Origin of the sequence: Pseudomonas sp. Seg1 (genome assembly GCF_018326005.1) — a bacterium.
In the GTDB taxonomy this organism is placed as follows: Bacteria; Pseudomonadota; Gammaproteobacteria; order Pseudomonadales; family Pseudomonadaceae; genus Aquipseudomonas.
The window spans coordinates 1,927,689-1,952,188 of the sequence record NZ_AP021903.1 but is presented as its reverse complement, the minus strand read 5'-3'; the positions used below and the strand labels follow the sequence as shown (position 1 = coordinate 1,952,188).

The 24,500-nt window shown below is 58.3% G+C and carries 24 protein-coding genes; 6 read left to right on the top strand and 18 right to left on the bottom strand.

The window, feature by feature from the left end:
* Positions 1-54: 54 nt before the first annotated feature.
* From KI231_RS08710 to KI231_RS08690, 5 genes are all read right to left on the bottom strand, one after another.
* On the bottom strand, positions 55-591 hold the full coding sequence (locus KI231_RS08710) for a C40 family peptidase (protein ID WP_213027989.1): 537 nt from the start codon (positions 589-591) through the stop codon (positions 55-57).
* 221 nt (positions 592-812) lie between these two features.
* The gene (locus KI231_RS08705; RefSeq protein WP_213027988.1) at positions 813-1,430 is read right to left on the bottom strand and encodes a C40 family peptidase; all 618 of its coding nucleotides are present in this window, start codon (positions 1,428-1,430) and stop codon (positions 813-815) included.
* A gap of 226 nt (positions 1,431-1,656) precedes the next feature.
* Positions 1,657-2,361: a DnaA regulatory inactivator Hda gene (gene hda / locus KI231_RS08700; RefSeq protein WP_003223042.1), complete on the bottom strand. Its 705-nt coding sequence runs from the start codon at positions 2,359-2,361 to the stop codon at positions 1,657-1,659.
* A gap of 207 nt (positions 2,362-2,568) precedes the next feature.
* Positions 2,569-3,642 (bottom strand): AI-2E family transporter, encoded by a 1,074-nt coding sequence (locus KI231_RS08695; RefSeq protein WP_213027987.1) that lies wholly within the window; start codon positions 3,640-3,642, stop codon positions 2,569-2,571.
* 34 nt (positions 3,643-3,676) lie between these two features.
* Complete coding sequence (locus KI231_RS08690; RefSeq protein WP_213027986.1) at positions 3,677-4,735, bottom strand: DUF2066 domain-containing protein; 1,059 nt, start codon at positions 4,733-4,735, stop codon at positions 3,677-3,679.
* A gap of 373 nt (positions 4,736-5,108) precedes the next feature.
* Between KI231_RS08690 and purM the strand changes: the two genes are divergently transcribed.
* From purM to KI231_RS08675, 3 genes are read left to right on the top strand one after another with little or no spacing between them, the layout of a single operon-like run.
* The gene (purM, locus tag KI231_RS08685) at positions 5,109-6,167 is read left to right on the top strand and encodes a phosphoribosylformylglycinamidine cyclo-ligase (protein WP_213027985.1); all 1,059 of its coding nucleotides are present in this window, start codon (positions 5,109-5,111) and stop codon (positions 6,165-6,167) included.
* The gene (purN, locus tag KI231_RS08680; protein WP_103306610.1) at positions 6,167-6,817 is read left to right on the top strand and encodes a phosphoribosylglycinamide formyltransferase; all 651 of its coding nucleotides are present in this window, start codon (positions 6,167-6,169) and stop codon (positions 6,815-6,817) included. The genes purM and purN overlap by 1 nt, the downstream gene beginning before the upstream one ends.
* A gap of 8 nt (positions 6,818-6,825) precedes the next feature.
* Entirely contained in the window at positions 6,826-7,539 is a 714-nt protein-coding gene (locus KI231_RS08675; RefSeq protein ID WP_213027984.1) for a DUF3108 domain-containing protein, read from the top strand.
* Positions 7,540-7,718: 179 nt separating this feature from the next.
* Here KI231_RS08675 and KI231_RS08670 read toward each other — a convergent pair whose 3' ends face one another.
* Together KI231_RS08670 and KI231_RS08665 are read right to left on the bottom strand one after the other, a co-directional pair.
* Positions 7,719-9,344, bottom strand: coding sequence for a methyl-accepting chemotaxis protein (locus KI231_RS08670; protein WP_213027983.1), 1,626 nt, complete (start codon positions 9,342-9,344; stop codon positions 7,719-7,721).
* Between the two features lie 130 nt (positions 9,345-9,474).
* Positions 9,475-10,530, bottom strand: coding sequence for an amidohydrolase family protein (locus KI231_RS08665; RefSeq protein ID WP_502937311.1), 1,056 nt, complete (start codon positions 10,528-10,530; stop codon positions 9,475-9,477).
* A 128-nt stretch (positions 10,531-10,658) separates the two neighbouring features.
* On the opposite strand from KI231_RS08665, the gene KI231_RS08660 reads away from it, so the two are divergent.
* Both KI231_RS08660 and KI231_RS08655 read left to right on the top strand, forming a co-directional pair.
* The gene (locus KI231_RS08660; protein ID WP_213027981.1) at positions 10,659-11,075 is read left to right on the top strand and encodes an OsmC family protein; all 417 of its coding nucleotides are present in this window, start codon (positions 10,659-10,661) and stop codon (positions 11,073-11,075) included.
* 61 nt (positions 11,076-11,136) lie between these two features.
* Complete coding sequence (locus KI231_RS08655) at positions 11,137-12,000, top strand: pirin family protein (protein ID WP_213027980.1); 864 nt, start codon at positions 11,137-11,139, stop codon at positions 11,998-12,000.
* 158 nt (positions 12,001-12,158) lie between these two features.
* Here the strand turns inward: KI231_RS08655 and KI231_RS08650 are convergent, their stop codons facing one another.
* The 4 genes from KI231_RS08650 to KI231_RS08635 all read right to left on the bottom strand — a co-directional run bounded on the left by KI231_RS08650 (position 12,159) and on the right by KI231_RS08635 (position 15,869).
* A complete protein-coding gene (locus KI231_RS08650) occupies positions 12,159-12,887 on the bottom strand; it encodes a dienelactone hydrolase family protein (RefSeq protein ID WP_213027979.1) in 729 nt (242 codons plus the stop codon).
* 69 nt (positions 12,888-12,956) lie between these two features.
* Positions 12,957-14,861, bottom strand: coding sequence for a molecular chaperone HtpG (gene htpG / locus KI231_RS08645; protein ID WP_213027978.1), 1,905 nt, complete (start codon positions 14,859-14,861; stop codon positions 12,957-12,959).
* Positions 14,862-14,943: 82 nt separating this feature from the next.
* Positions 14,944-15,396 (bottom strand): PaaI family thioesterase, encoded by a 453-nt coding sequence (locus KI231_RS08640; protein WP_103307277.1) that lies wholly within the window; start codon positions 15,394-15,396, stop codon positions 14,944-14,946.
* The gene (locus KI231_RS08635) at positions 15,393-15,869 is read right to left on the bottom strand and encodes a PaaI family thioesterase (RefSeq protein WP_213028758.1); all 477 of its coding nucleotides are present in this window, start codon (positions 15,867-15,869) and stop codon (positions 15,393-15,395) included. The genes KI231_RS08640 and KI231_RS08635 overlap by 4 nt, the downstream gene beginning before the upstream one ends.
* A 158-nt stretch (positions 15,870-16,027) precedes the next feature.
* On the opposite strand from KI231_RS08635, the gene KI231_RS08630 reads away from it, so the two are divergent.
* Entirely contained in the window at positions 16,028-16,264 is a 237-nt protein-coding gene (locus tag KI231_RS08630; RefSeq protein WP_007962865.1) for a hypothetical protein, read from the top strand.
* A 75-nt stretch (positions 16,265-16,339) separates the two neighbouring features.
* Here the strand turns inward: KI231_RS08630 and KI231_RS08625 are convergent, their stop codons facing one another.
* The 7 genes from KI231_RS08625 to odhB form a co-directional block, all read right to left on the bottom strand.
* Complete coding sequence (locus KI231_RS08625; protein WP_103307279.1) at positions 16,340-16,741, bottom strand: MAPEG family protein; 402 nt, start codon at positions 16,739-16,741, stop codon at positions 16,340-16,342.
* Positions 16,741-17,478, bottom strand: coding sequence for a DUF599 domain-containing protein (locus KI231_RS08620; RefSeq protein ID WP_103307280.1), 738 nt, complete (start codon positions 17,476-17,478; stop codon positions 16,741-16,743). The genes KI231_RS08625 and KI231_RS08620 overlap by 1 nt, the downstream gene beginning before the upstream one ends.
* A gap of 171 nt (positions 17,479-17,649) precedes the next feature.
* A complete protein-coding gene (gene brnQ / locus KI231_RS08615; protein WP_103307281.1) occupies positions 17,650-18,963 on the bottom strand; it encodes a branched-chain amino acid transport system II carrier protein in 1,314 nt (437 codons plus the stop codon).
* Positions 18,964-19,458: 495 nt separating this feature from the next.
* A complete protein-coding gene (gene sucD, locus KI231_RS08610) occupies positions 19,459-20,340 on the bottom strand; it encodes a succinate--CoA ligase subunit alpha (RefSeq protein ID WP_007919877.1) in 882 nt (293 codons plus the stop codon).
* Complete coding sequence (sucC, locus tag KI231_RS08605; RefSeq protein ID WP_007919879.1) at positions 20,340-21,506, bottom strand: ADP-forming succinate--CoA ligase subunit beta; 1,167 nt, start codon at positions 21,504-21,506, stop codon at positions 20,340-20,342. Before sucC ends, sucD begins: the two co-directional genes overlap by 1 nt.
* Before the next feature lie 199 nt (positions 21,507-21,705).
* A complete protein-coding gene (lpdA, locus tag KI231_RS08600; RefSeq protein ID WP_126361382.1) occupies positions 21,706-23,142 on the bottom strand; it encodes a dihydrolipoyl dehydrogenase in 1,437 nt (478 codons plus the stop codon).
* A 97-nt stretch (positions 23,143-23,239) separates the two neighbouring features.
* Complete coding sequence (odhB, locus tag KI231_RS08595; RefSeq protein ID WP_103307282.1) at positions 23,240-24,463, bottom strand: 2-oxoglutarate dehydrogenase complex dihydrolipoyllysine-residue succinyltransferase; 1,224 nt, start codon at positions 24,461-24,463, stop codon at positions 23,240-23,242.
* Between the last annotated feature and the right edge of the window lie 37 nt (positions 24,464-24,500).

Here is a 24,500-nt window from a genome sequence, read left to right as displayed (position 1 = left end):
TAAATCCCCTCGCCACACAAGCCCGCTCCCATAAGGGTTCTTCAAAGAATTGAATTACGGGTTATGCGCCAGATGCTCAGGTTGCAACACCCGCTTGGCGCTCAGATAAGCCTTCTGCCAATACGCCTTCGACAGGCTATCCAGCTTCACCGTACCGCCAGTAGCCGGTGCATGCACAAAGCGCCCTTCCCCGACGTAAATCCCCGCATGGCTGACCTGCGAACCACCATTGGTGGCGAAGAAGATCAGATCCCCCGTCTGCAAGCCTTCCTTACCGACATTCGGCGCCTGCATCACAATCAGCTCGCGAGTCGAGCGCGGCAGAGAGATACCCGCCGCATCACGGTAGACAAAACCTATGAGCCCGCTGCAATCAAACCCTGAATCCGGCGTGTTGCCACCCCAGCGATAAGGCGTGCCGACCAGACCAAGCGCGCGGAACAGCACGTCTTCAGCAGCGGGCGAGAAAGATTGGGAAGGGCCGAACACGACCGGAGCGCGAACTACAGGCGCAGACGGCGGAGTACGACTGGCGCAGGCGCTGAGCAGCGCTGCGAAGAAGATCAATGCGAGACGGGCCGACATGGTCATAAGCAGAACATCCTGATCTGGCTGCGGCTTTCTCTGCCGGATGGACAGAAAACAAAACCGCCTGCGCAGCACGCAGGCGGTTTGCCATCAATATAGATTCAGGATTCTAGCGGCTACGCGGCAAACTTCAAGTAAGACTTTAACTTCACCTTGTAAAGTCTAGGTCTACTCCGTTGCCGGGAAGCTTTGTTGTCGCCACGGACGTGGCGACAACCGGGAAATTACTTGCGCGCGGTGACCACGGTCGGGGCCATGGCGAGTGCACGCTTGGCTTCGATGAAGGTCTTGCTCCAGTAGCTGTCACCCAGGCTGTCGATGCGAACACCGCCGCTGCGACGACTGCTGGAATGGATGAACTGGTTGTCACCGAGGTAGATCCCGGCGTGGCTGACACGACCGCGACGACCGTTGGTGGCGAAGAACAGCAGATCGCCCGGCTCGAGGTTGCTACGCGATACCAGCGGCGCATCCACGTTGATCATTTCGCGAGTGGAGCGTGGCAGGTTCATGCCGGCCTCTTCGCGGAACAGATAGCCGATGAAACCGCTGCAATCGAAACCGGCTTCAGATGTACCACCGAAACGGTAACGGGTACCGATCAGGGACATGCCGCGTTCGAGGATGCTGTCGGCCAGAACTGGAAGCTGGTAAGGCTTGTTGCCGTTGAAGTCCGACAGTTCTTTTTCGGTGTCCAGCTCTTCCTGGTAAATAACGGAAGACTGGGCAGTGGCAGAATTTTTAACCTGTTGTGGCTGCTCTTGAACTGGAGAATGAGCAGCGCAACCGAACAACAGGGTGACGAGTGCGAGAGGCACGAGGGGTGCGAAGCGCTTTAGCATGGGCACGACCGTGGCTGATAGTTGTAAAGAAGCCGAGACTATGCCCGCTATCGACCTCATTTGCAAATTCAATCGATCTTTTTGTGACTTCTCGGTTTCTCGTTTACATCTAAGCGCTTAAGCCCATTTGAACGAATACGCGACCTGCAAGCGGTGCAGGAACGCGGATTTTCTGGCGCCTGTAATATGCCGAAACACGCTGAAAGCCGCAGAACCAAAGGGATGGCTACCAGCCGAGGGTTTCTTTGAGGAAGGGAATGGTGAGCTTGCGTTGCGCCTGCAACGAGGCCTGATCAAGCTGTTCAAGCAGGTCAAACAGTGCACTCATGCTGCGGGTGCCGCGAGTCAAAATAAAATGCCCGACTTCGTCAGTCAGGTGCAAACCACGACGCGATGCGCGCAATTGCAAAGCACGCAATTTGTCTTCATCGGAGAGTGGGCGCATCTGAAAGATCAGCGCCAGGGTCAGACGCGATTTCAGGTCAGCCAGTTTGACCGGCAGTTCACGCGGCGAGGTCGAAGCAGCAATCAACAGGCGCCGACCGCTGTCACGCAGACGGTTGAACAGATGAAACATCGCCTCTTCCCAGTCCGCCTTGCCGGCAATCACCTGCAAGTCGTCCAGGCAGACCAGTTCGTACTGCTCAAGATTGTCGAGAATTTCGATACCGCGATCCATCAACTCGGCCAACGGCAGATACACCGCCGGCTCGCCCATCTGCTCGAAACGCAGACACGCGGCCTGCAACAGATGCGTACGCCCTACGCCGTGTTTGCCCCACAGGTAGATCAGGCTTTCTGTCCAGCCGGCGTCGGCTTCGCATAGGCGCTCGACATAGCCGAGTGCAGCGGCATTGGCGCCTGGGTAGTAGTTGATGAAGGTGGCGTCGTCACGCAGACGCACACCTAGGGGCAGCTGAATCGGTTTCATGCTGACTGAACAGTTCCCAAGGAACCGTTAGTGGCCTCTGTGTAAAGTTTGCGAAGTTTATACCCGTGAAGCTGAGCGCACAATGCAACAGAGTCCAGCCAAATCAAAGGTTTGCGTTAACACACTGGTTTTATGACAGATTCTCTGACGCCAACACCTGCATGACACGGGCCAACCCGGCGATTTGCCGGGTGGCCGTCACTGCCACTACAACTCGGGCTCGTCCGCCCCGCTATAGATGTCGGAGTCCTTGTACAAGTCGTGTACGTGGCGCACCAGCACCATGATCACCGCCGCCACTGGCAACGCCAGCAGTACCCCGGTAAACCCGAACAACTCGCCACCGGCCAGAATCGCAAAGATCACCGCCACCGGGTGCAGACCAATGCGGTCGCCCACCAGCAAAGGCGTCAGCACCATGCCTTCCAGCGCTTGGCCGACCATGAACACCGCAACAATCCCGATCATCGGGTAAAGATCACCGCCGAACTGGAACAACCCGGCAATCAGCGCCGCGCCGATGCCGATCACGAAGCCCATGTACGGCACGATCGCCGCTAGGCCCGCGATCAGGCCGATCAACAGCCCCAACTCGAGACCGACGATCATCAGTCCCGCCGCGTAGATCACACCCAGCGCCACCATCACCAACAACTGACCGCGCACAAATGCCCCAAGCACTTCATGACATTCGCCCGCCAGCGACACGATGGTTACTTCACGATCGCGCGGCAGCAGGCTGCGGATCTTGGCCATCATCACGTCCCAGTCGCGCAGCAGGTAAAAGCTCACCACCGGGATCAGCACCAGATTGGCCAGCCAGCCGATCAACGCCAGGCTCGACGCCGTTGCCTGACTCAGCACCACACTGACAATGTCAGTGGTCTGACCCATGTGCTCGCTGATCGCCGCCTTGACCTTGTCGAACTTCCAGAAGCCATCCGACAGCCCGAGCTTCGCCTGTGCCCACGGCAACGCCGTGTGCTGCAACCAGTCGAGCATCTGCGGCGCCAGTTCGTACAAGCGCAGCAATTGTTTGGCGAGCATCGGCACCAGTACCAGCAACAGCGCCGTGACGATCAGGGTGAACAAGGCAAACACGGCGATCACGCCCCAGGTGCGCGACAGACCGAGGCGCTCCAGACGATCCACCAGCGGATCGAACAGATACGCCAGCAGCAACGCCACCAGAAACGGCGTGAGGATCGGATGCAACAACCATACAAACGCGCAAAGCAGGACTACCCCACCGAGCCAGAACCAACGCCGCGTATCGGCCATGTACCACTCCTGTTGCTTCTATATAAGGAAAGACTTACCAGCGAAACCGCAACGACGGGGCCGCCGGTGTCGGGGCCGGAGCCACAACGGGCGGAGCACCTGCTACTGCTGGCTGTGGCGCTGCAACTGGCACGGGCGCTTCGGCGGGCAGTTCCTGCAACTTTGCCAGCGACAACTGCGCACGCATCTGATCGGCACTGCCATTGACCCGATAGACGATGCGATCGCCATCGACACTTTGCAGACGCACGCCGAACGGTTCGAGTAACCGCAGCAGCGTGGCGTAATGCTCAAGATTCATGCCCTGCACTTCCAGGGTCTGCTGCCCCGAAGCCCCGGGCTTGGCAACAAAGCGTGGCGCCAGGCGCTCGGCCACCGCCAGCATCACCGCATCGGCCACGGCGACCTGATCGGCGCCCTGCACGCTGCCAGCTTCTTTTTGATCGCCCAGCCACAAGTGCCATTTGGCTTGCCACTGCCCGCCCTCTTCGCGCGCATGCACGGCCAGCAAGGCATCCGCGTTGTAGCGCTCCGAAGCACCGCGCAACGGCGCCGGATCGCTTCCTTCCAAAGCAGGCGCCGTGGCAACCAGTTGCTCACTCAGATCGGCCAGCGGCAAACGCAGCGGCAAACCACGGTGCTGAGCAGCCGTACGCAACGGCGCGGCCGCGGCCTGACCGTCACCGACCAGACTCGAACCTTCGGTAGAGTCGTTCAGCCACCAGCTCAGAATCGAAGGTCGACTGGCGCCCCACAAGGACAACCCGGCACGGCGCAGGGCCTGTTCGGTGGTCGCCGGATCGAAGTCGACCTTTAGCACCTCCGGCGGCCCGGCATCAAAACCGAACTGGCTGATGATCTGCTGCGGATCTTTGCGAATCGCCGCCAGCCCTGGACTCTGCGGGGCTTTTGGGTCGCCGGTCAGGCGCAGGACCAGCGTATCCAGCGCAGCCTGAGTCGCGCGATCACGTTCTTCCGGTGCCTGGCCGTGGACCGGCTCACGTACTTGATAGAGGCCTTTGAGGTTTTCGGCATGACTCGCCAGGCTGACCACAGACAAACAGCCCACAAACAACAATTTACAAAAACGCATGGAAAATTCCCGTCGACAGGAGCGGCTGGAACAGGCCGCGTGAACCGGTTGAGCAAGGCTGTGACCCTCGGCCGTTGCAAAACATTCACACGGCGGCGGTAAGTTTTTGCACAGTGATAACGATAGACGGTTAATTGCCACACCTTATACAGGCACCCGTACGCCTCAATTGCAAAAAATTTCCGCCGATATGGCCCTGCCCGTCGGTGCGAGGATGGCCGCTGCCCCTCAAGCCTGATAAAATCGCGCGCCTTCGCAGACCGGCAACAGCCGGGCACCTCGAAACTCGCGTGAGGCCATCGCCCCCTCGATTTCGATGTTCCCGCTGAACTCGGTCGTTACCCCTGAATCCCCTCCCCTAAAGGCCTGGATCATGAGCAAGCAACCCTCCCTGAGCTACAAGGACGCCGGTGTAGACATCGACGCCGGTGAAGCATTGGTCGAACGCATCAAGAGCGTCGCCAAGCGCACTGCGCGCCCGGAAGTCATGGGCGGCCTGGGCGGTTTCGGCGCCCTCTGCGAAATCCCGGCCGGCTACAAGCAGCCTGTACTGGTTTCCGGCACCGACGGCGTCGGCACCAAGCTGCGTCTGGCGCTGAACCTGAACAAGCACGACAGCATCGGTATCGACCTGGTTGCGATGTGCGTGAACGACCTCGTCGTTTGCGGCGCTGAGCCACTGTTCTTCCTCGACTACTACGCCACCGGCAAACTCAACGTCGACACCGCTGCCCAGGTGGTTACCGGCATCGGCGCTGGCTGCGAACTGTCCGGCTGCTCGCTGGTCGGCGGCGAAACCGCTGAAATGCCAGGCATGTACGAAGGCGAAGACTACGACCTGGCCGGCTTCTGCGTCGGCGTCGTGGAAAAAGCCGAAATCATCGACGGCTCGAAAGTCGCCACCGGTGACGCCCTGATCGCGCTGCCATCGTCCGGCCCGCACTCCAACGGCTACTCGCTGATCCGCAAGATCATCGAGGTGTCCGGTGCAGACATCGAAACCATCCAGCTCGACGGCAAACCGCTGACCGACCTGCTGATGGCTCCGACCCGCATCTACGTGAAGCCGCTGCTCAAGCTGATCAAAGACACCGGCGCGGTCAAAGCCATGGCCCACATCACCGGTGGCGGCCTGCTCGACAACATCCCGCGCGTTCTGCCAAAAGGCGCTCAGGCCGTGGTTGACGTTGCCAGCTGGACTCGCCCGGCCGTCTTCGACTGGCTGCAAGAGCAAGGCAACGTTGACGATACCGAAATGCACCGCGTCCTGAACTGCGGCGTCGGCATGGTCATCTGCGTGGCTCAGGAGCACGTTGAAGTCGCTCTGAACACCCTGCGTGACGCTGGCGAGCAGCCTTGGGTCATCGGTCAGATCGCTGTAGCTGCCGAAGGCGCTGCTCAGGTCGAACTGAAGAACCTTAAGGCTCATTAATGTCCGCAACCTGTGATGTCGTGGTGCTGTTGTCCGGCACCGGCAGTAACTTGCAGGCTTTGATCGACAGCACGCGGACCGGCGACAGCCCGGTTCGCATCGCTGCGGTGATTTCCAACCGTGCCGACGCCTACGGCCTGCAACGCGCCAGTGACGCGGGTATCGCCACCCGCTCGCTGGATCACAAGGCATTCGAGGGTCGCGAGGCCTTCGACGCTGCCTTGGTCGAACTGATCGACGAATTCAATCCGAAGCTCGTGGTGCTGGCCGGTTTCATGCGCATTCTCAGCGCTGATTTCGTTCGCCACTATCAGGGTCGCCTGCTCAATATCCATCCGTCGCTGCTGCCCAAATACAAAGGGTTACACACTCATCAGCGCGCGCTGGAGGCCGGCGATACGGAACACGGCTGCTCCGTACACTTCGTCACCGAGGAACTCGATGGCGGACCACTGGTCGTACAGGCAGTATTACCGGTAGAGTTGCACGACACGCCGCAGAGTCTGGCGCAGCGAGTGCATGTTCAGGAACACCTGATCTATCCGATGGCGGTACGCTGGTTTGCCGAAGGGCGACTGGCACTCGGTGAGCAAGGTGCTTTACTGGATGGCCAGTTACTCGCGGCCAGCGGCCACTTGATTCGACACTAGGAGATATTATGCGTCGCGCCCTGCTCTTCGCTTGCGCACTGCTCGCCCTGCCTTTTGCGCAGGCGGCAGACCTTCAACCGTTCTCCGCCAGCTACACCGCCGACTGGAAGCAGCTGCCCATGAGCGGCACTGCCGAACGCAGCCTGACCAAAGGTGCCAACGGCGTCTGGACGCTCAGTTTCAAGGCCTCGATGATGATCGCCAGCCTGACCGAACAAAGCACCATGACCCTGGACAAGGACACCTTGCTGCCGCAGTCCTACCACTTCGAACGTGGCGGTCTGGGCAAAGCCAAGAAAGCTGATCTGGATTTCGACTGGAACAGCAAAATGGTCACCGGCACCGACCGTGGCGACGCGGTGAAAATCCCGCTGAACCGTGGCATGGTCGACAAGTCGACCTATCAACTGGCACTGCAACATGACGTGGCTGCCGGCAAAAAGACCATGAGCTATCAAGTGGTCGATGACGGCGAAGTCGATACCTATGACTTCCGCGTGCTGGGTTCGGAAAAAGTCGAGACCAAGGCTGGCAAGATCGATGCGATCAAGGTCGAGCGCGTACGCGACCCGACACAAAGCAAGCGCATCACCGTCCTGTGGTTCGCCAAGGATTGGGATTACCTGCTGGTCCGCCTGCAACAGGTTGAAACCGACGGCAAGGAGTACAACATCATGCTCCAGGACGGTACGGTCAACGGCAAGGCTGTCAAAGGTAGCTGATCCGATGGATGTGAAAAGCCCCGAAGATGCGGGGCTTTTTATTGCCTGCGATTTCTGCAACGACACCAATACCCTGTGGGAGCGAGCCTGCTCGCGAAAGCGGAGTGCCAGTCACTGAAAAATTTGACCGAACGGACGCCTTCGCGAGCAGGCTCGCTCCCACAGGATTCAGTGCTTATTCAAACCGAGAATTTGGCCACCATATTGTTCAAATCCACCGCCAACCGTGACAACTCCTGACTCGCCGCACTGGTCTGATTCGCCCCCGCCGACGTCTGCATGGCCAGATCGCGAATATTCATCAAATTGCGATCCACCTCCCGCGCCACCGCCGCCTGCTCCTCCGATGCACTGGCGATCACCAGGTTGCGCTCATTGATCAGCGTGAACGCCGAAGCGATCTCCTCCAGCGCAGTCCCGGCAGCCTTGGCCAGTTCCAGCGTCGAGCGCGCTCGAACATTGCTCTGCTGCATCGAACTGACCGCCGAATCCGTGCCTTGCTGGATCCCGCCAATCATCTGCTCTATTTCCTGTGTCGATTGCTGCGTGCGATGCGCCAGTGCCCGCACTTCGTCCGCCACAACCGCAAACCCGCGCCCGGCATCACCGGCGCGCGCGGCCTCAATTGCCGCGTTCAGCGCCAACAGGTTAGTCTGCTCGGCAATCGACCGAATCACGTCCAATACCTTGCTGATGCCATGAACCTTCTGTGCCAGGTCTTCCACCTGACTGGCATTGCTGGTCACATCCTCAGCCAGAAACTCAATCGACGACACCGTCTGCTGCACCTGCTCGCGGCCGTGCTGGGCAATCCGATCGGATTCACGCGAGGCCTCGGAGGTCGCCACCGCATTGCTGGCCACCTCCTCCACCGCTGCGGTCATCTGATTCACCGCCGTGGCCGCTTGCTCGATCTCCAGACTCTGTTGATGCAATCCGCGCGTGGCGTCTTCGGTGACGCAACTCAGCTCTTCCGAGGCCGAGGCCAGTTGGCTGGAAGACTCCGAGATCTGCCGGATCGTCTCACGCAGATTGTGCTGCATGCTTTTCAGCGCATGCAGCAGCCGCGCCGGTTCATCCTTGCCGGAGATCGTGATGTCGCCAGTCAGATCGCCGCCCGCTACCACTTCCGCGACACCTAGCGATTGCGCCAGCGGCAGCACGATGCTGCGGGTCAACAGCAGCGCCAGCCCGATGGTGATCAGTGCAGTGACAGCGATCATGACACCGACCCACACCCGCGAATTGATGAAAACCAGTCGTGCAGCCTCGGTCGCGAGATTCGCATTGTGCTTATTGAGCTCGACCAGTTCACGAAGGGTGACCGCCATGTCGTCGGCCAATGGACTCATCTCGCCATTGAGAATCGCAGCAGCCTCCTCGACTCGATCCTGAGCAGACAACTGCATCACCTGCGCCTGGAACTCCAGATACTTGTGCTCGGCGACTTTGAAGCGATCAAACAGCTTGCGCTCCTCGGGCAACACGATCAGCACGTCATAACGCTGCTGGGCTTCACTCAGCACACCGCGCAGCTCGTTGAGCTTGGCGACATTCTGCTGCAGCGCCTGCGGATCACGATTGAGCAGCAGGCGCATGGTCAGTGCGCGCAGGCGCAACATGTCCTGACTCATCTCGCCGACGGCCATCACGCTGGGCAGCCAGTTGTTGTCGACCTCATCAGACTGCGCGCGCATGTTCGACATTTGCAGCAGGGCGAACGCGCCGAGGGCAAATACCATCAGGGCCAACAGGCCAAAACCCAGTCCGGCGCGCGGGGCAATATTGAGACTACGGATACTCATTGCTCTGGTTCCTTCCAAAAGCGCTGCATCAACCCTGCAGCTGGTTGCTGTAGAAGGTATCGGCCCGGCGAGAATTTGCGTAAGACGAAAAAGTGATATCAAAAGGCCTTAATACTTCGAACGCTCGGCATTAACGATTCAGCGCGGTTTTGCCGGACTTGAACTCCATTCGCGGCAAGATCGCCAAAAAGTTATCTCGCGCCACTTTGCGGGCAACGTCTTCCGGCAATGCGTCGAGGAACGGGCTGAAGCTATGCATTTCCTGCCCAAGTTTGTTGAAACGCCCTACGACGTCTGAACCGAGCATGAAGCGCTCCGGGTATTTCTCCACCAGCGCAAGCCATTCCGGACGCGGCTTGCCCTGTTCGTCCAGCAGATAAGGCGTGAGCATGCTCCACGACAAGTCGATAAACAGATTGGGGTAAGCCTCAAGCATGCGCGTGAGGGTGGGCAGGAGAAAATCCAGTTGCGTCTGGTGTCGATGAATCTCGGCGCTGGTACCGGCGTGGGCCCAGATGAACCGTGTGTGCGGGTGATTACGCAGCGGCTCCTCGATTTCCTTCAGGTACAGCGGATTCTTCTCACGCTTGGAGGTGATGTTGGAGTGCAGCATCACCGGTAAATCGTTTTCCGCCGCCAGGTGATAAATCTTGGTCATAGCCTCGTTATTGGCGCGCGGCGTGTCGCCGGACGTCAGTGCCGTCAGGTCATCATGTCGGGTAAACACTTCACCAATGCCCTGCCACAACCCTGGATACAGATCGAGCATGCGTTGAATGTGCGCGGCGGAGTTTTTGTCGTTGGGGTTGAAGCCGGAAAGGAATGGATGAAAGTACGGACGCTGCTCAGGTGTCAATTTCTGTACGGCGTCGGCGACGATCACGTCGGTGGCGCTGTACCAATAGGCATCAGCGTCATCGCCGGCGTAATAACGTGGGCGCTTGGGTTCGTCTTCGTGCCACTTCTTCGCTACAGGGATGCCGGAAATCATCACATGCTCGATGGAGTTTTCCTTCATCGCCGTCAGCAGTTTCGCCATGCCGGCGGTTTCCTGGAAAAAATCCACGTAGTGCAGGTGTGCATCGCTGTAAGTGTATTCGCGGGCGCTGGCAGTACCGGCGAACACCAGGAGGCAGGCGAGACTCAAACGAAACAAAGACACAATTAATCTCCGACAAGTAGGCATAGCCTAGACCCCGCCCTGATGACAAGGGTTCATCCCGCAGGAAAGTGGAACGCGCACCAGTGGGAATGCTCTATAACTTCAAGGTCTTTTTTGATCGAACGACTTTTCCTACTGCCAGTGAGGTTCCCATGACCGTTACCGTCAATACCGTCTCCGCTGAAGGTTTTCGTCACACCGTACAAATCGATGACCACGAAATGTTTGCCGACGTACCGAAATCCGCCGGTGGCGAAGGCTCGGCACCTGAGCCGCACGACTACTTCGACGCCGCCCTCGGTGCCTGCAAAGCCCTGACCCTGAAGATGTACGCAAAAAAGAAAGACATCCCGCTGACCGGCGTCGGTGTCGAAGTGAAACGCGACAACAGTGAGGAGCAGAAAGGCAAATACGCCCTGCACGTCACCCTCACCCTCAAAGGCGTGTTGACCGATGCCCAGCGTGAAGAATTGCTGCGCGTCGCCGACCGCTGCCCGATCCACAAGCTGATGACCACCAGCGAAGTGGCCATCGAAACCCACGCCCCACAAGGCTTTGACAGCCAGTAATCACTACAGCGCCAGTGGCGGGTTATGCTTCTGGCATCACCCGCTCAGCCTGGAATGCACCATGGACACGCAACCTCTGATCATCCGCCCGCGCGCCGAAGACGTCGAAGGCCAGCCGATTCTGCGCCCGTTGCCGTCAGCCAAATGCCGTAGCGTCGGGCCTTTCGTGTTTTTTGATCACATGCTCGAAACCGTGTATCCGACCGGCAAAGGCATGAACATCCGACAGCACCCGCACATTGGTCTGTCGACCCTTACGTATCTGTTTGAAGGGCAGATCCAGCACAAGGACAGCCTCGGCTCCGATCAGGTGGTCAGCGCTGGCGATGTCAGTTGGATGACTGCCGGCAGCGCCATCGCTCATGTTGAACGCACACCTGAGCCGCTGTGGGAGCAGAGCTTCACGATGCACGGCCTGCAAATCTGGCTGGCTTCGCCCAAGGATCACGAGCAGGGCCCCGGACATTACAGCCATCACCCGGCAGCGACCTTGCCGGTCAGCGATAACCTCGGCGTGCAGATTCGCATGATTGCCGGGTCAGGCTTTTGCCTGGAATCACCGGTGCCGGTGCTTTCTCCTACGCTGTATGCCGAAGTGAAGATGCAGACGGCGACCACGCTGCTGATTCCGACGGAGCATGAGGAACGGGCGGTATATGTATTGAGCGGTGATGCGCAGTTGAATGGCGAAGCGATTGAACCGCACGCGCTGGTGGTGTTGCCGGCCGGGGAAGAGATGAGCCTGTTTGCCGACAGCGATTTACATGCAGTGATATTCGGCGGCGCGCCGCTGGACGGGCCTCGGCGGATCAACTGGAATTTTGTGGCGAGTGATCCGGCGGCAATTGATGAGGCGCGGCGCAAGTGGGCGGCCGGGGATTGGCCGACGGTGCCGGGGGAAGTTGAGCGGATTGAATTGCCTTAGTTCTGTGTCGCCTGTGAGTCAGTCATCGCTGGCAAGCCAGCTCCCACAGGTTTTCGCGTCGAATAGCTATTCTGCAAACGACTCGAAAACTGTGGGAGCTGGCTTGCCAGCGATGGGGCCCTGTCAGGCATCAGAAAAGTGAGTGCCTGTCACCAGAATCAACCCTTGAACACTTCATCCAGCAAATCATGCATCGACTTGAAAGCGCGCTTGGCAGTCTTCGCGTCGTACATCATCTTGCCCGGCACATTCGCATGCGGATCAGTAAACGAGTGCACCGCACCGCCGTAGCTCAGCAACTGCCAATCGACGTTCGCTGCGTTCATCTCATCTTCAAACGCCGGCAACTGCTCTTTCGGCACCAACGGATCGGAAGCGCCGTGCAGCACCAGCACCGAGCCTTTGATGTTTTTCGCATCGGCCGGGTTCGGCGAATCCAGTGTGCCGTGGAACGACACCGCCGCTTTCACCGCCGCGCCAGTGCGCGCCAGATCCAGCGCACAGCAACCGCCAAAGCAGAAACCGAACACCGCCAGTTTCGAGGTATCGACTGCCGCCTCACCCTGCTTCTGCAACTGCTCGAAAGCCGCCTGCATACGCTTGCGCAGCAATGCGCGGTCATCCTTCAGCGGCATCATCGCCGCACCGGCCTGGTCAGCGTTCTGCGGACGCACAGCCTGGCCGTAAACGTCAGCGATCAACACCACGTAACCCTTGGCCGCCACCGACTTGGCGATTTCTTCGGCACCGGCGCTGACACCCATCCAGTTCGGCGCCATCAACAGACCCGGGCGCGCGTCTTTATGTTCGGCGTCGAACGCCAGACGACCTTCATACGGCTGGCCATCAATCTGATAGACCACGGAACGTACAGTGACTTGGCTCATTTCTGACTCCTGATTTGTTAAACACCAGAATGAAAAAACCCGCCGAAGCGGGTTTTTCCTACAACGTGATCAAACCGACAGTTCAACCAGCAGCTTGTTCAGGCGGCGCACATAAGCGGCCGGATCCTTCAAGCTGTCGCCAGCCGCGAGGGCTGCCTGATCGAAGAGGATGTGCGAAAGGTCGCCAAAACGCTCTTCGCTCTGCTCGCCATCGAGTTTCTCGATCAGCGGGTGGCTCGGGTTGAATTCGAAGATCGGCTTCGAATCCGGCACCTTCTGACCGCTGGCTTCGAGGATCTGACGCATTTGCAGACCCAGGTCCTGCTCGCCGATGGCCAGAATGGCCGGCGAATCGGTCAGACGATGGGAAACGCGCACTTCAGCCACGGAATCGCCCAGCGCGGTTTTCAGACGCTCGACCAGACCTTCTTTGGATTTCGCGACTTCTTCTGCGGCTTTCTTGTCTTCTTCCGAGTCCAGGTTGCCCAGATCGAGATCACCGCGTGCCACGTCGACAAAAGTCTTGCCGTCGAACTCGCTGAGGTAGCTCATCAGCCACTCGTCGATGCGGTCGGTCAGCAGCAGCACTTCGATGCCTTTCTTGCGGAAGACTTCCAGGTGCGGGCTGTTCTTGACCTGCGCGTAAGTTTCGCCGGTGAGGTAGTAGATCTTGTCCTGACCTTCCTTGGCGCGTGCCAGGTAGTCGGCCAGACCGACGATCTGCTCGCCGTCGTCGCCATTGGTCGATGCGAAACGCAGCAGACCGGCGATTTTTTCCTTGTTGGCGAAATCTTCTGCCGGGCCTTCTTTCATGACCTGACCGAAGTTTTTCCAGAAGCCTTTGTATTGCTCAGGCTCGTTCTTCGCCAGTTTTTCCAGCATGTCCAACACACGCTTGGTCAGCGCGGTCTTCATCGAATCGATAATCGGGTCTTTCTGCAGGATCTCACGCGACACGTTCAGCGACAGGTCGTTGGAATCGACCACGCCTTTGATGAAGCGCAGGTACAGCGGCAGGAACGACTCAGCCTGATCCATCACGAAAACGCGCTGCACGTAGAGCTTCAGGCCTTTCGGCGCTTCACGCTGATACAGGTCGAACGGTGCGCGAGCCGGCACGTAAAGCAGCGAGCTGTATTCGAGCTTGCCTTCGACTTTGTTGTGGCTCCAGGCCAGCGGGTTTTCAAAGTCGTGGGCGATGTGTTTGTAGAACTCCTGATATTCCTCGTCCTTCACTTCAGTGCGAGGGCGGGTCCACAGGGCGCTGGCGCGGTTGACGGTTTCCCATTCAACGGCCGGGGCTTCTTCGCCTTCGGCAGCAGCCGCTTCTTTCGGCAGCTCGATTGGCAAAGCGATGTGGTCGGAGTATTTCTTGATGATGTTGCGCAGACGCCAGCCATCAGCGAACTCGTCTTCAGCCGCTTTCAGGTGCAGAACGATGCGAGTACCGCGCTCAGGTTTTTCGATGGTGGCGACTTCGAATTCGCCCTCGCCTTTCGACGACCAGTGCACGCCTTCGTTGGCCGGGGTGCCGGCACGACGGCTGTACACGTCAACCTGGTCGGCAACGATGAACGCCGAGTAAAAGCCCACGCCGAACTGACCGATCAGGTGCGAATCTTTCTTCTGATCGCCCGAGAGATTCTTCATGAAATCGGCGGTGCCCGACTTGGCGATGGTCCCCAGGTGGGTGATCACATCGTCACGGTTCATGCCGATACCGTTGTCTTCGAGAGTGACGGTCTTGGCGTCCTTGTCGAAGCTCACACGGATTTTCAGATCTGCGCCACCTTCGAGCAACTCAGGCTTGGCCAGGGCTTCGAAGCGCAGCTTGTCGACAGCGTCAGAGGCGTTCGAGATCAATTCGCGAAGGAAGATTTCCTTGTTGGAATACAGCGAATGGATCATGAGGTGCAGCAGCTGCTTTACCTCGGTCTGGAAGCCCAGGGTTTCCTTTTGAGTTTCCACACTCATGGTCATCAAACTCCAATCAGATGGCAGTGGCCGAGACCCGAAATGGTCTACGGCGGGTTGTCATCTGAGTTTGGGGCAGTGTTCAGGATTTCAAGGGCTCTTCAATTTTGAAGTGCGCGCGGGCGGTGGCAATCGGTTCGCTTTCTGTGCTTTGCCAGGCCGTGACGGCAACGTTGGCCACCCGCCGCCCCTGGCGGCACACCTGACACTTGGCCCAGGTGTCGCGAAACTGCCCGGCGCGCAGGTAATCAAGGGAAAAGTCGATGATCTTCGGCACACCCGGCGCACCAGTGAAGATCAATAAATGCAACGCCGCTGCGAGCTCCATGAACCCGGCAATCACCCCACCGTGGATCGCTGGAAGTAAAGGGTTACCAATGTTGTCCTTGTTCGCCGGCAGCTTGAACAGCAGCTCGTCACCGACGCGTGAGCATTCGATGCCAATCAGCCCGGCATACGGGATCAGTTTCAGCAACGGCGCATAGTCTCCCTGCGCATGAGCCTGTAGCAGTTGTTCCTTGAGGTCGTTGCTCATTGGCCTCCCCCCTTGATGGCGCCGCCGAAACCTTTTGTTCCTTTTATATTTTTGCCCATGCGCATGAAGGTGCCGACGACATGGGCAATCGGCTGCTCGGGATCATCCTGATAGGCGAAACCGCGAGCGAAGATCACATCGGTCGTCACTCGGTAGCACTGGGCAAAGCCGTAGACATCCTTATTGGGCTCGGCGGCGTGCATGTAATCAATGCGCAGGTCGAGGGTCGGGCAGACTTCGAATTCCGGCAGCACGCAGAGGGTGGACATGCCGCAGGCCGTGTCCATCAACGAGGTGATCGCTCCGCCGTGAATGACACCAGTCTGCGGATTACCGACGATTTGCGGACTGTACGGCAGGATCACCGTCAGCCCCTCGACTGAGGCGCTGTACACCTTTAAACCCAACACCTGACAGTGACGCAACGCCGACAGAAATCGCGTCGCACGCTCAAAAACGGGGTTTTCGGCCATTTGATAATTACTCTCGTTAGAGCCTTTTGCCAGTAGTAAGGAATACCGCAAAAGTTCCATGTAAAAACAAACTTATATATCTGAAAGAAATGAGGAACTTAACGTTGCGGGCAACGTTCTTAAGGCCAGTAGTTATTTTCCATAAGGAGAAACACCCCATGCGTAAGACTTTAGCTATTGCCTTGATGTTGACCGCTTCCCTCGGTCTCGCTGCCTGCGATAAAAAATCCGAGGACAAAGCTCAAGATGCCAACCAACATGCTGAGCAGGCTCAGCAAGACATGAACAAAGCTCAGGATAAAGTGAACGACGCAGCAAAAGAAAACGCCGAAGCTGCCAAAGCTCAGGCTGAATCGAATCAAGCTGCTCAAGAAGAAGCCGCCAAAAAGCAATAATTTGCTTTTCGGTGTAAAAAAGAAAACCCGCCAAGTGCGGGTTTTCTTTTGCCTGTCATTTGTCGCTAATGCCGCTTAGAGCAGCACAGTTCTAAAAGTCGGACTAATCATCAACAATAAAGAGCAAATCAGGCCCACCAGCCAGACCAGACTGCGCAGCTTTGGAATATCAGCCAGGTAGAACCACAAATAGAGGATCCTCGCGATCACAAAGATGATCGCCAAGGCATCGATCAACCATCCCTGGGTTTGCGTGGTATGCGCCATCAGCACACCGACTGCGAACAAGATGAATGCTTCGATACTGTTCTGGTGCGCCGCCAGCGCTCTGGCCCCATAACCGCTGAGTTGCGCCTGCTGTTGGCGTGGCAGATGGTTGTTGTAGCCGCCCTGCTCTTTCATGGCCTTGCCCACCGGCAGGCGCGCGATATAGATCAACAGCGCACTGATAAACACACACCAGAACGGAATACTCATCAAACGACCTCTTTGTTTGCCTCGGGAATGGGCGCTTCTGTAGGGGTATAGACCATCACATCAAGAACGTCGGAATGAAATTCACGGCGATACAACACCAGCACAACGCCAGCACTCATCAGCATGAACAGCCACGGGCTGACGAACCACGCCAGCATGGTCATGCCGAAATAATAGGAACGCAGACCAAAGTTGAACTGGTTGGCCGCCATGGAAATCACACGGGCCGCCCTTGACGCAAACGCCTTGCGCTCCTGCTCCGACACATGCCGCTCACCCACCATCGGCGCCGACCCCACTAGCACGGCGGCAAAGTTGTACTGGCGCATGCACCAACTGAACGTGAAGAACGCATAGACGAACACCAGCGCCAGGCACAGCAACTTGATCTCCGACATGCCCTGTGAGGCCTGCTGCACCATCGGGATGTCAGCCAGCAACGACACCGCCCGCTCGGAGGCACCGAGCACGGTGAGAATACCGGCAAGAATGATCAGGGTGCTGGATGCGAAGAACGAGGCGTTGCGCTCCAGATTGCCGATCACGCTGGCGTCGGCAATGCGGTTGTCGCGCAGCAACATGCGGCGCATCCAGTCTTCGCGGTAGAGATGCAACACGCTGGCCAGACACGCGGTGTCGCGAGCCTTCCAGCTGGCGTAGCGGGTGTAACCGCCCCAGCAGATGACAAACCAGAGTGCGGCGAGCAGGTGGATCAGGTTGGCGTGGATGAACGACATGCGGGTCCCTGTGATGAATGGAAGCTGTTCCAGGTAAAACCTGTGCAGTGCTTCGACGTTAGCTCAGGGAAAAAGACACTGCCTGACGCCCATAAAAAATGCCCCGTATCGATTGATACGGGGCATTTCTGTTTAAGCGTTGCAAACCCGCTTGTGGCGGATCACGAAGCTTTAAGCAATGGCTTCGCTACGCTTGCCCAGCAGACGATCGCAAACCACCGCGACCACCAGGGTCATCACGCACGGCACCAGCCATGCCAGGCCCTGCTCGCTCAGCGGCAAGTGGGACAGTTGCGAAGGCATCCAGTCAGCCAGACCGGCGCCCTTGAGTGCATCGATGGTGCCGAACAGGAACGACACCAGCATCACCGGGCCGAGAATGCGCCCATGCTCATGCCAGAAGTCTTTGCAGAAGCTCAGTGCCACCAGCACGATGCATGGCGGATAGATCGCGGTGAGCACCGGGATCGAGAACGCAATCAGCTTGGTCAGGCCCAAGTTGGACACCAGCAGCGAGAACGCTGCCAGGATGATCACCAGCGTCTTGTAAGACAGCGGCACCACACCGCTGAAGTATTCGGCACAGGCGCAGGTCAGGCCAACCGCCGTCACCAGGCACGCCAGCGAGATCAGCACCGCGAGGAAACCACTGCCCAGCGAACCGAAGGTGTGTTGCACATAAGCGTGCAGTACCGCCGCGCCGTTGGTAGCACCGACCGCCACTTCGTGGCTACCGGAACCGAGGCGGAACAGGCTGACATACACCAGCGCCAGACCGACACCGGCAATCAACCCGGCGATGATCGCGTAACGGGTGATCAGCGCAGGCGACTCGACGCCACGGGAGCGGATCGCGTTAACGATGACGATACCGAACACCAGGGCCCCGAGGGTATCCATGGTCAGGTAGCCATTGATGAAACCCTGGGAGAACGGTGCCGCCACGTATTCCGCTGTGCCTTGACCAATATCACCGGCCGGCAAGGCGAATGCCGCGATGCCCAGTACCGCCAGGGCGATGATTTTCAGCGGCGCGAGGAAACGCCCCACGGTGTCCAGCAAACGGCCCGGGTAGAGCGAGATGAAGAACACCAGCAGGAAGTACACCGAGCTGTAGAGGAACAGCGCCAGCGGGCTTTCGCCAGTCAGCGGCGCCAGGCCCACTTCGAACGACACGGTCGCGGTACGCGGTGTCGCGAACAGCGGACCGACCGCCAGATAGCACGCGGCAGCCAGAATGCCGCCAGCGATCTTGCCGATCGGGCTGCTCAGCGCATCCATCGCCCCACCGACCTTGGCCAGTGCAACGACGGTGATCACCGGCAAGCCGACAGCGGTGATCAGGAAGCCCAGCGCCGCCATCCAGACGTGAGGTCCGGCCTGCAAACCGACGATAGGCGGGAAGATGATGTTACCGGCCCCGACGAACAGGGCAAATGTCATAAAACCCAGTGCCAGGATGTCCTGACCTTTCAAAACTTTCATTAAGGAAACCACACTCTGAATCGGAATTTAGGAGGGGATTTCCCTGTGGGGTTAGGGAAATGCTGTCGATCCGTATGGGATCAACCCGTTTAGCGCGTTGCATGCCTTGTGGGCGGCAGACGCAAAAATGGCTGCTAGCCTAACGAATTTGTCTGACAAACGCACTGTTTGGGGGCGAACTATCCGATACGCGACGTGTCTTTGTCGCGTTTACGTATCTATTTTTCCTACATGGAACTCTGTAGGTAGAGCACGAACCCTGTAGTGAGGGGATTTATCCCCGATGGGCCGAAGCAGCCCTGATTGAGAACTTCTAGCGCTTTTCGATTGGCTGGATACATCGGGTTTGGAGCCGCTTCGCAGCCCAACGGGGCGGTGCGACGTTTCGCTAAATCCCCTCGCCACAGAAGCCCTCCTGTCCCTCTAAATGCCAGAAACGACAAAGGCCACCCGAAGGTGGCCTTTGTTTGGTAAAGCGTCAGCTAAGCACGAGGCTTACTTGACAGCCCAACCAGTCAGCTCGGCCAGGGCCTTGCCGATGTCTGCCAGCGAACGCACGGTTTTTACACCTGCGTCTTGCAGAGCAGCGAATTTCTCGTCTGCAGTGCCTTTGCCGCCAGAGATGATTGCGCCAGCATGGCCCATGCGCTTGCCCGGAGGAGCAGTCACACCAGCGATGTAGGAAACAACCGGCTTGGTCACGTGTGCCTTGATGTAGGCAGCCGCTTCTTCTTCAGCCGAACCGCCGATCTCGCCGATCATTACGATCGCTTCGGTCTTCGGGTCTTCCTGGAACAGCTTCAGGATGTCGATGAAGTTCGAACCCGGGATCGGGTCACCACCGATGCCGACGCAAGTCGACTGACCGAAACCGGCGTCAGTGGTCTGCTTCACAGCTTCGTAGGTCAGGGTGCCGGAACGGGAAACGATACCGACCTTGCCTGGCAAGTGAATGTGACCTGGCATGATGCCGATCTTGCATTCGCCTGGGGTGATCACGCCTGGGCAGTTAGGGCCGATCAGGACTACGCCCAGCTCGTCGCACTTAACTTTAGCGTCCAGCATGTCCAGGGTAGGAATGCCTTCGGTGATGCAGACGATCAGCTTGATGCCGCCGAAAGCAGCTTCCAGGATCGAATCTTTGCAGAAAGGAGCCGGAACGTAGATCACGCTGGCGGTAGCGCCAGTGGCCGCTACTGCGTCTTTGACGGTGTTGAACACTGGCAGACCCAGGTGCTCGGTGCCGCCTTTGCCTGGAGTTACGCCACCAACCATCTTGGTGCCGTATTCGATGGCTTGCTGGGTGTGGAAACTACCTTGCGAACCGGTAATACCCTGGCAGATAACTTTGGTGTCTTTATTGATCAGGACGCTCATTATTTGCCCTCCGCAGCTTTGACAACTTGTTGAGCAGCGTCGGTCAGGCTGGTAGCAGCGATGATGTTCAAACCGCTTTCTGCCAGTACTTTAGCGCCCAGCTCAGCGTTGTTGCCTTCAAGGCGAACAACAACCGGGATTTTCACGCCGACTTCTTTCACAGCGCCGATGATGCCTTCGGCAATCATGTCGCAGCGAACGATGCCGCCGAAGATGTTGACCAGTACTGCAGCGACGTTGGTGTCGGACAGGATGATCTTGAACGCTTCGGTAACGCGTTCTTTGGTAGCACCACCACCTACGTCGAGGAAGTTGGCTGGCTTGCCGCCATGCAGGTTGACGATGTCCATGGTACCCATGGCCAGGCCAGCACCGTTGACCATGCAGCCGATGTTGCCTTCCAGTGCTACGTAGTTCAGTTCGAACTTGGCAGCGTGCGCTTCGCGCGGATCGTCTTGCGACGGATCGTGGAAAGTCTTCAGCTTAGGCTGACGGTACATTGCGTTGGCGTCGATGTTGATCTTGGCGTCCAGGCAGTGCAGATCGCCGTCAGCCTTGATCACCAGCGGGTTCACTTCCAGCAGAGCCAGGTCGTGATCCTTGAACAGTTTGGCCAGACCTACGAAGATCTTGGCGAACTGAGCAACCTGCTTGCCTTCCAGACCCAGCTGGAATGCCAGCTCGCGACCCTGGAATGGCTGAGCGCCAACCAGTGGATCGATAGTGGCCTTGAGAATTTTTTCTGGAGTGTCGTGAGCGATTTTCTCGATGTCCACGCCACCTTCGGTGGAAGCCATGAACACGATGCGACGGCTCGAACGGTCAACGACAGCGCCCAGGTACAGCTCTTTAGCGATATCAGTGCACGATTCAACCAGGATCTTGGTGACTGGCTGGCCATTGGCGTCAGTCTGGTAAGTCACCAGACGCTTGCCCAGCCACTGCTGTGCGAAGGCTTTGGCGTCTTCTTTGCTGCGAACCAGCTTAACGCCGCCCGCTTTACCGCGACCACCGGCGTGGACCTGGGCTTTGACAACCCACTCGCTGCCGCCGATTTTGTCGCAAGCTTCTGCTGCTGCTTCCGGGGTGTCTACTGCGTAACCAGTGGAAACTGGCAGGCCGTATTCAGCGAACAGCTGCTTACCCTGATACTCGTGAAGATTCATGCTTTTTACCGTCTTCGTTAGGTACTGCGCATTCGGCGCTGCGCTCATTTGAGTGCCGCGCCACCTGTGACTGCTGCTTGCGTAGCCTTTCCGGATACCCGGTGCAGCTACGCAAGACTGCGTCCAGCGGACATTCCGCGGTGAGACTTGCTCGCAAGGCTCACGACGGGCCGTTACCGCCGTGGTTTCTTATTGTGTCTTAACGCTTCTTGCGGTTGGCAATGTGGATGGCGCCGCCATTCACAGCCAAAGCAGCTTCGTGCAAGGCTTCAGACAGGGTCGGATGGGAGAAAACCATCATGCCCAGATCTTCAGCGCTGGTGCCGAATTCCATACCGATCGCGCCCTGCTGAACCAGTTCTGCAGCGCTCGGGCCAATCACGTGCACGCCCAATACGCGGTCAGTCTTGGCATCAGCGATGACCTTGACGAAACCACCGGTATCGTTGGCGGCCATGGCACGGCCGGAAGCGGCGAACGGGAAGGTGCCGACGTTAACTTCAACGCCTTCAGCTTTCAAGGCCTGCTCGGTTTTGCCAACCCACGCGATTTCCGGGTGAGTATAAATAACCGAAGGGATCAGGTCATAGTTCATCTGGGCTTTGTGGCCCTTGATGCGCTCGACAACCATGATGCCTTCTTCGGATGCCTTGTGAGCCAGCATCATGCCGCGAACCACGTCACCAATGGCGAAAACGCCCGGTACGGTGGTGGCGCAGTGATCGTCAACATGCACGAAACCACGCTCGTCGAGGGTCACGCCGCTGTCGGCAGCCAACAGATCAGTGGTCACCGGACGGCGACCAACGGCTACGATCAGCTTGTCGAAAGTGATGGTCTGTTCGCCGTTGGCATCGGTGTAGTTGACAACGACTTCTTCGCCGTTGACTTTCGAACCGGTTACGCGAGCGCCCAGCTTGATGTCCAGACCTTGCTTGGTCAGGGTTTTCAGCGCTTCCTTGGAAACAGCGGTGTCCGCTGCCATCAGGAAAGTGTCCAATGCTTCGAGGACAACCACTTCGGAGCCCAGACGCGACCATACCGAACCCAGTTCCAGGCCGATCACGCCAGCGCCGATCACGCCCAGACGTTTAGGTACGGTCTGGAATTCCAGTGCGCCAGTCGAATCAACGATGACTTTCTGGTCAACCGGAGCCGGTGGAATGTCGATTGGACGCGAGCCTGGAGCCAGGATCACGTTTTCAGCTTCGATGACTTCAACCGAGCCGTCCGGCTTGGTGACTTCGACTTTCTTGCCAGCCAGCAGTTTGCCGTGGCCCTGGATCGAAGTAACGCCGTTGGCCTTGAACAGAGTGGCAACGCCGCCGGTCAGGTTCTTGACGATGCCAGCCTTGCGGCCAACCATCGCAGCGACGTCCATTTTGACTTCGCCAGTCGAGATACCGTGAACGTTGAAGCTTTCTTTGGCTTCCTTGTATTTCCAGGAGCTGTCCAGCAGCGCCTTGGAAGGAATGCAGCCGACGTTCAGGCAGGTACCGCCCAAGGCTTGCTTGCCTTCGGCGTCGGTGTACTTCTCGATGCAGGCAGTGGTCAGACCCAGCTGCGCGGCCTTGATGGCAGCTACGTAACCGCCAGGGCCGGCACCGATCACTACTACGTCAAATTTCTGCGACATTCAAAAAATCCTCTTTAGCGAAAAGCTTCAAGCCGCGCGCTCCAAGCCAAGCTGCCCTTTCCTGCAGCTTGAAACTTGAAGCCCGCGACTGCTTCTATCAGATATCCAGCAACAGACGAGCCGGATCTTCCAGCAGGTTCTTGATGGTCACCAGGAAGGTTACAGCTTCTTTGCCATCGATCAGACGGTGATCGTAGGACAGTGCCAGGTACATCATCGGACGGATAACGACCTGACCGTTGATGGCCATAGGACGCTGGATGATGTTGTGCATGCCCAGAATCGCTGCCTGCGGCGGGTTGACGATCGGGGTCGACATCATCGAACCGAAGGTACCACCGTTGGTGATGGTGAAGGTACCACCGGTCATCTCGTCCATCGACAGTTTGCCGTCACGGGCTTTCTTGCCGAAAGTGGCGATGCCGCCTTCGATTTCAGCCAGGCTCATCAGTTCGGCGTTACGCAGGACCGGAACAACCAGGCCACGGTCGCTGGAAACGGCAACGCCGATGTCCGCGTAGCCGTGGTAAACGATGTCGCCGCCGTCGATCGACGCGTTGACAGCCGGGAAGCGTTTCAGCGCTTCGGTAGCTGCTTTCACGAAGAACGACATGAAGCCCAGGCGTACGCCGTTGTGGGACTTCTCGAACAGGTCCTTGTACTTCGAACGCAGAGCCATGACTTCGGTCATGTCGACTTCGTTGAAAGTGGTCAGCATCGCCATGTTCGACTGAGCTTCAACCAGACGCTTGGCCACGGTGGCACGCACGCGGGTCATCGGTACGCGCTTCTCGATGCGGTCGCCAGCGGCGAACACAGGAGCGGCAGCCGAAGGAGCAGCAGCCTTGGCAGGCGCGGCAGCCGGAGCGGCTTTCTTGGCAGCAACAGCTGCAACCACGTCTTCCTTGGTCACACGACCGCCTTTGCCGGTGCCGGCAACGGAAGCGATGTTGATGCCGTTTTCTTCAGCCAGCTTGCGCGCAGCCGGTGCAGCAACAGGATCGTCTTCGCCTTCGGCAGCAGCCGGTGCAGCGGCAGCAGCGGCCGGAGCAGCAGCGGCGGCTGGAGCAGCGGCAGCAGCGCCGCCCGCTTCGATGGAGCCCAGGACTTCGTCGGACAGAACGGTGTCGCCTTCGTTCTTGACGATTGCGCCCAGCACGCCGTCGGCAGTAGCCAGAACTTCCAGTACGACTTTGTCAGTTTCGATGTCGACGATCAGATCGTCGCGCTTGACAGCGTCGCCCGGTTTTTTGTGCCAGGTGGCAACGGTGCCATCGGCAACCGATTCCGGGAAAGTGGGGGCTTTGATCTCGATAGCCATTATCTGTGGTTCCTTAAATTCGGTTTCAGGTGCGCGA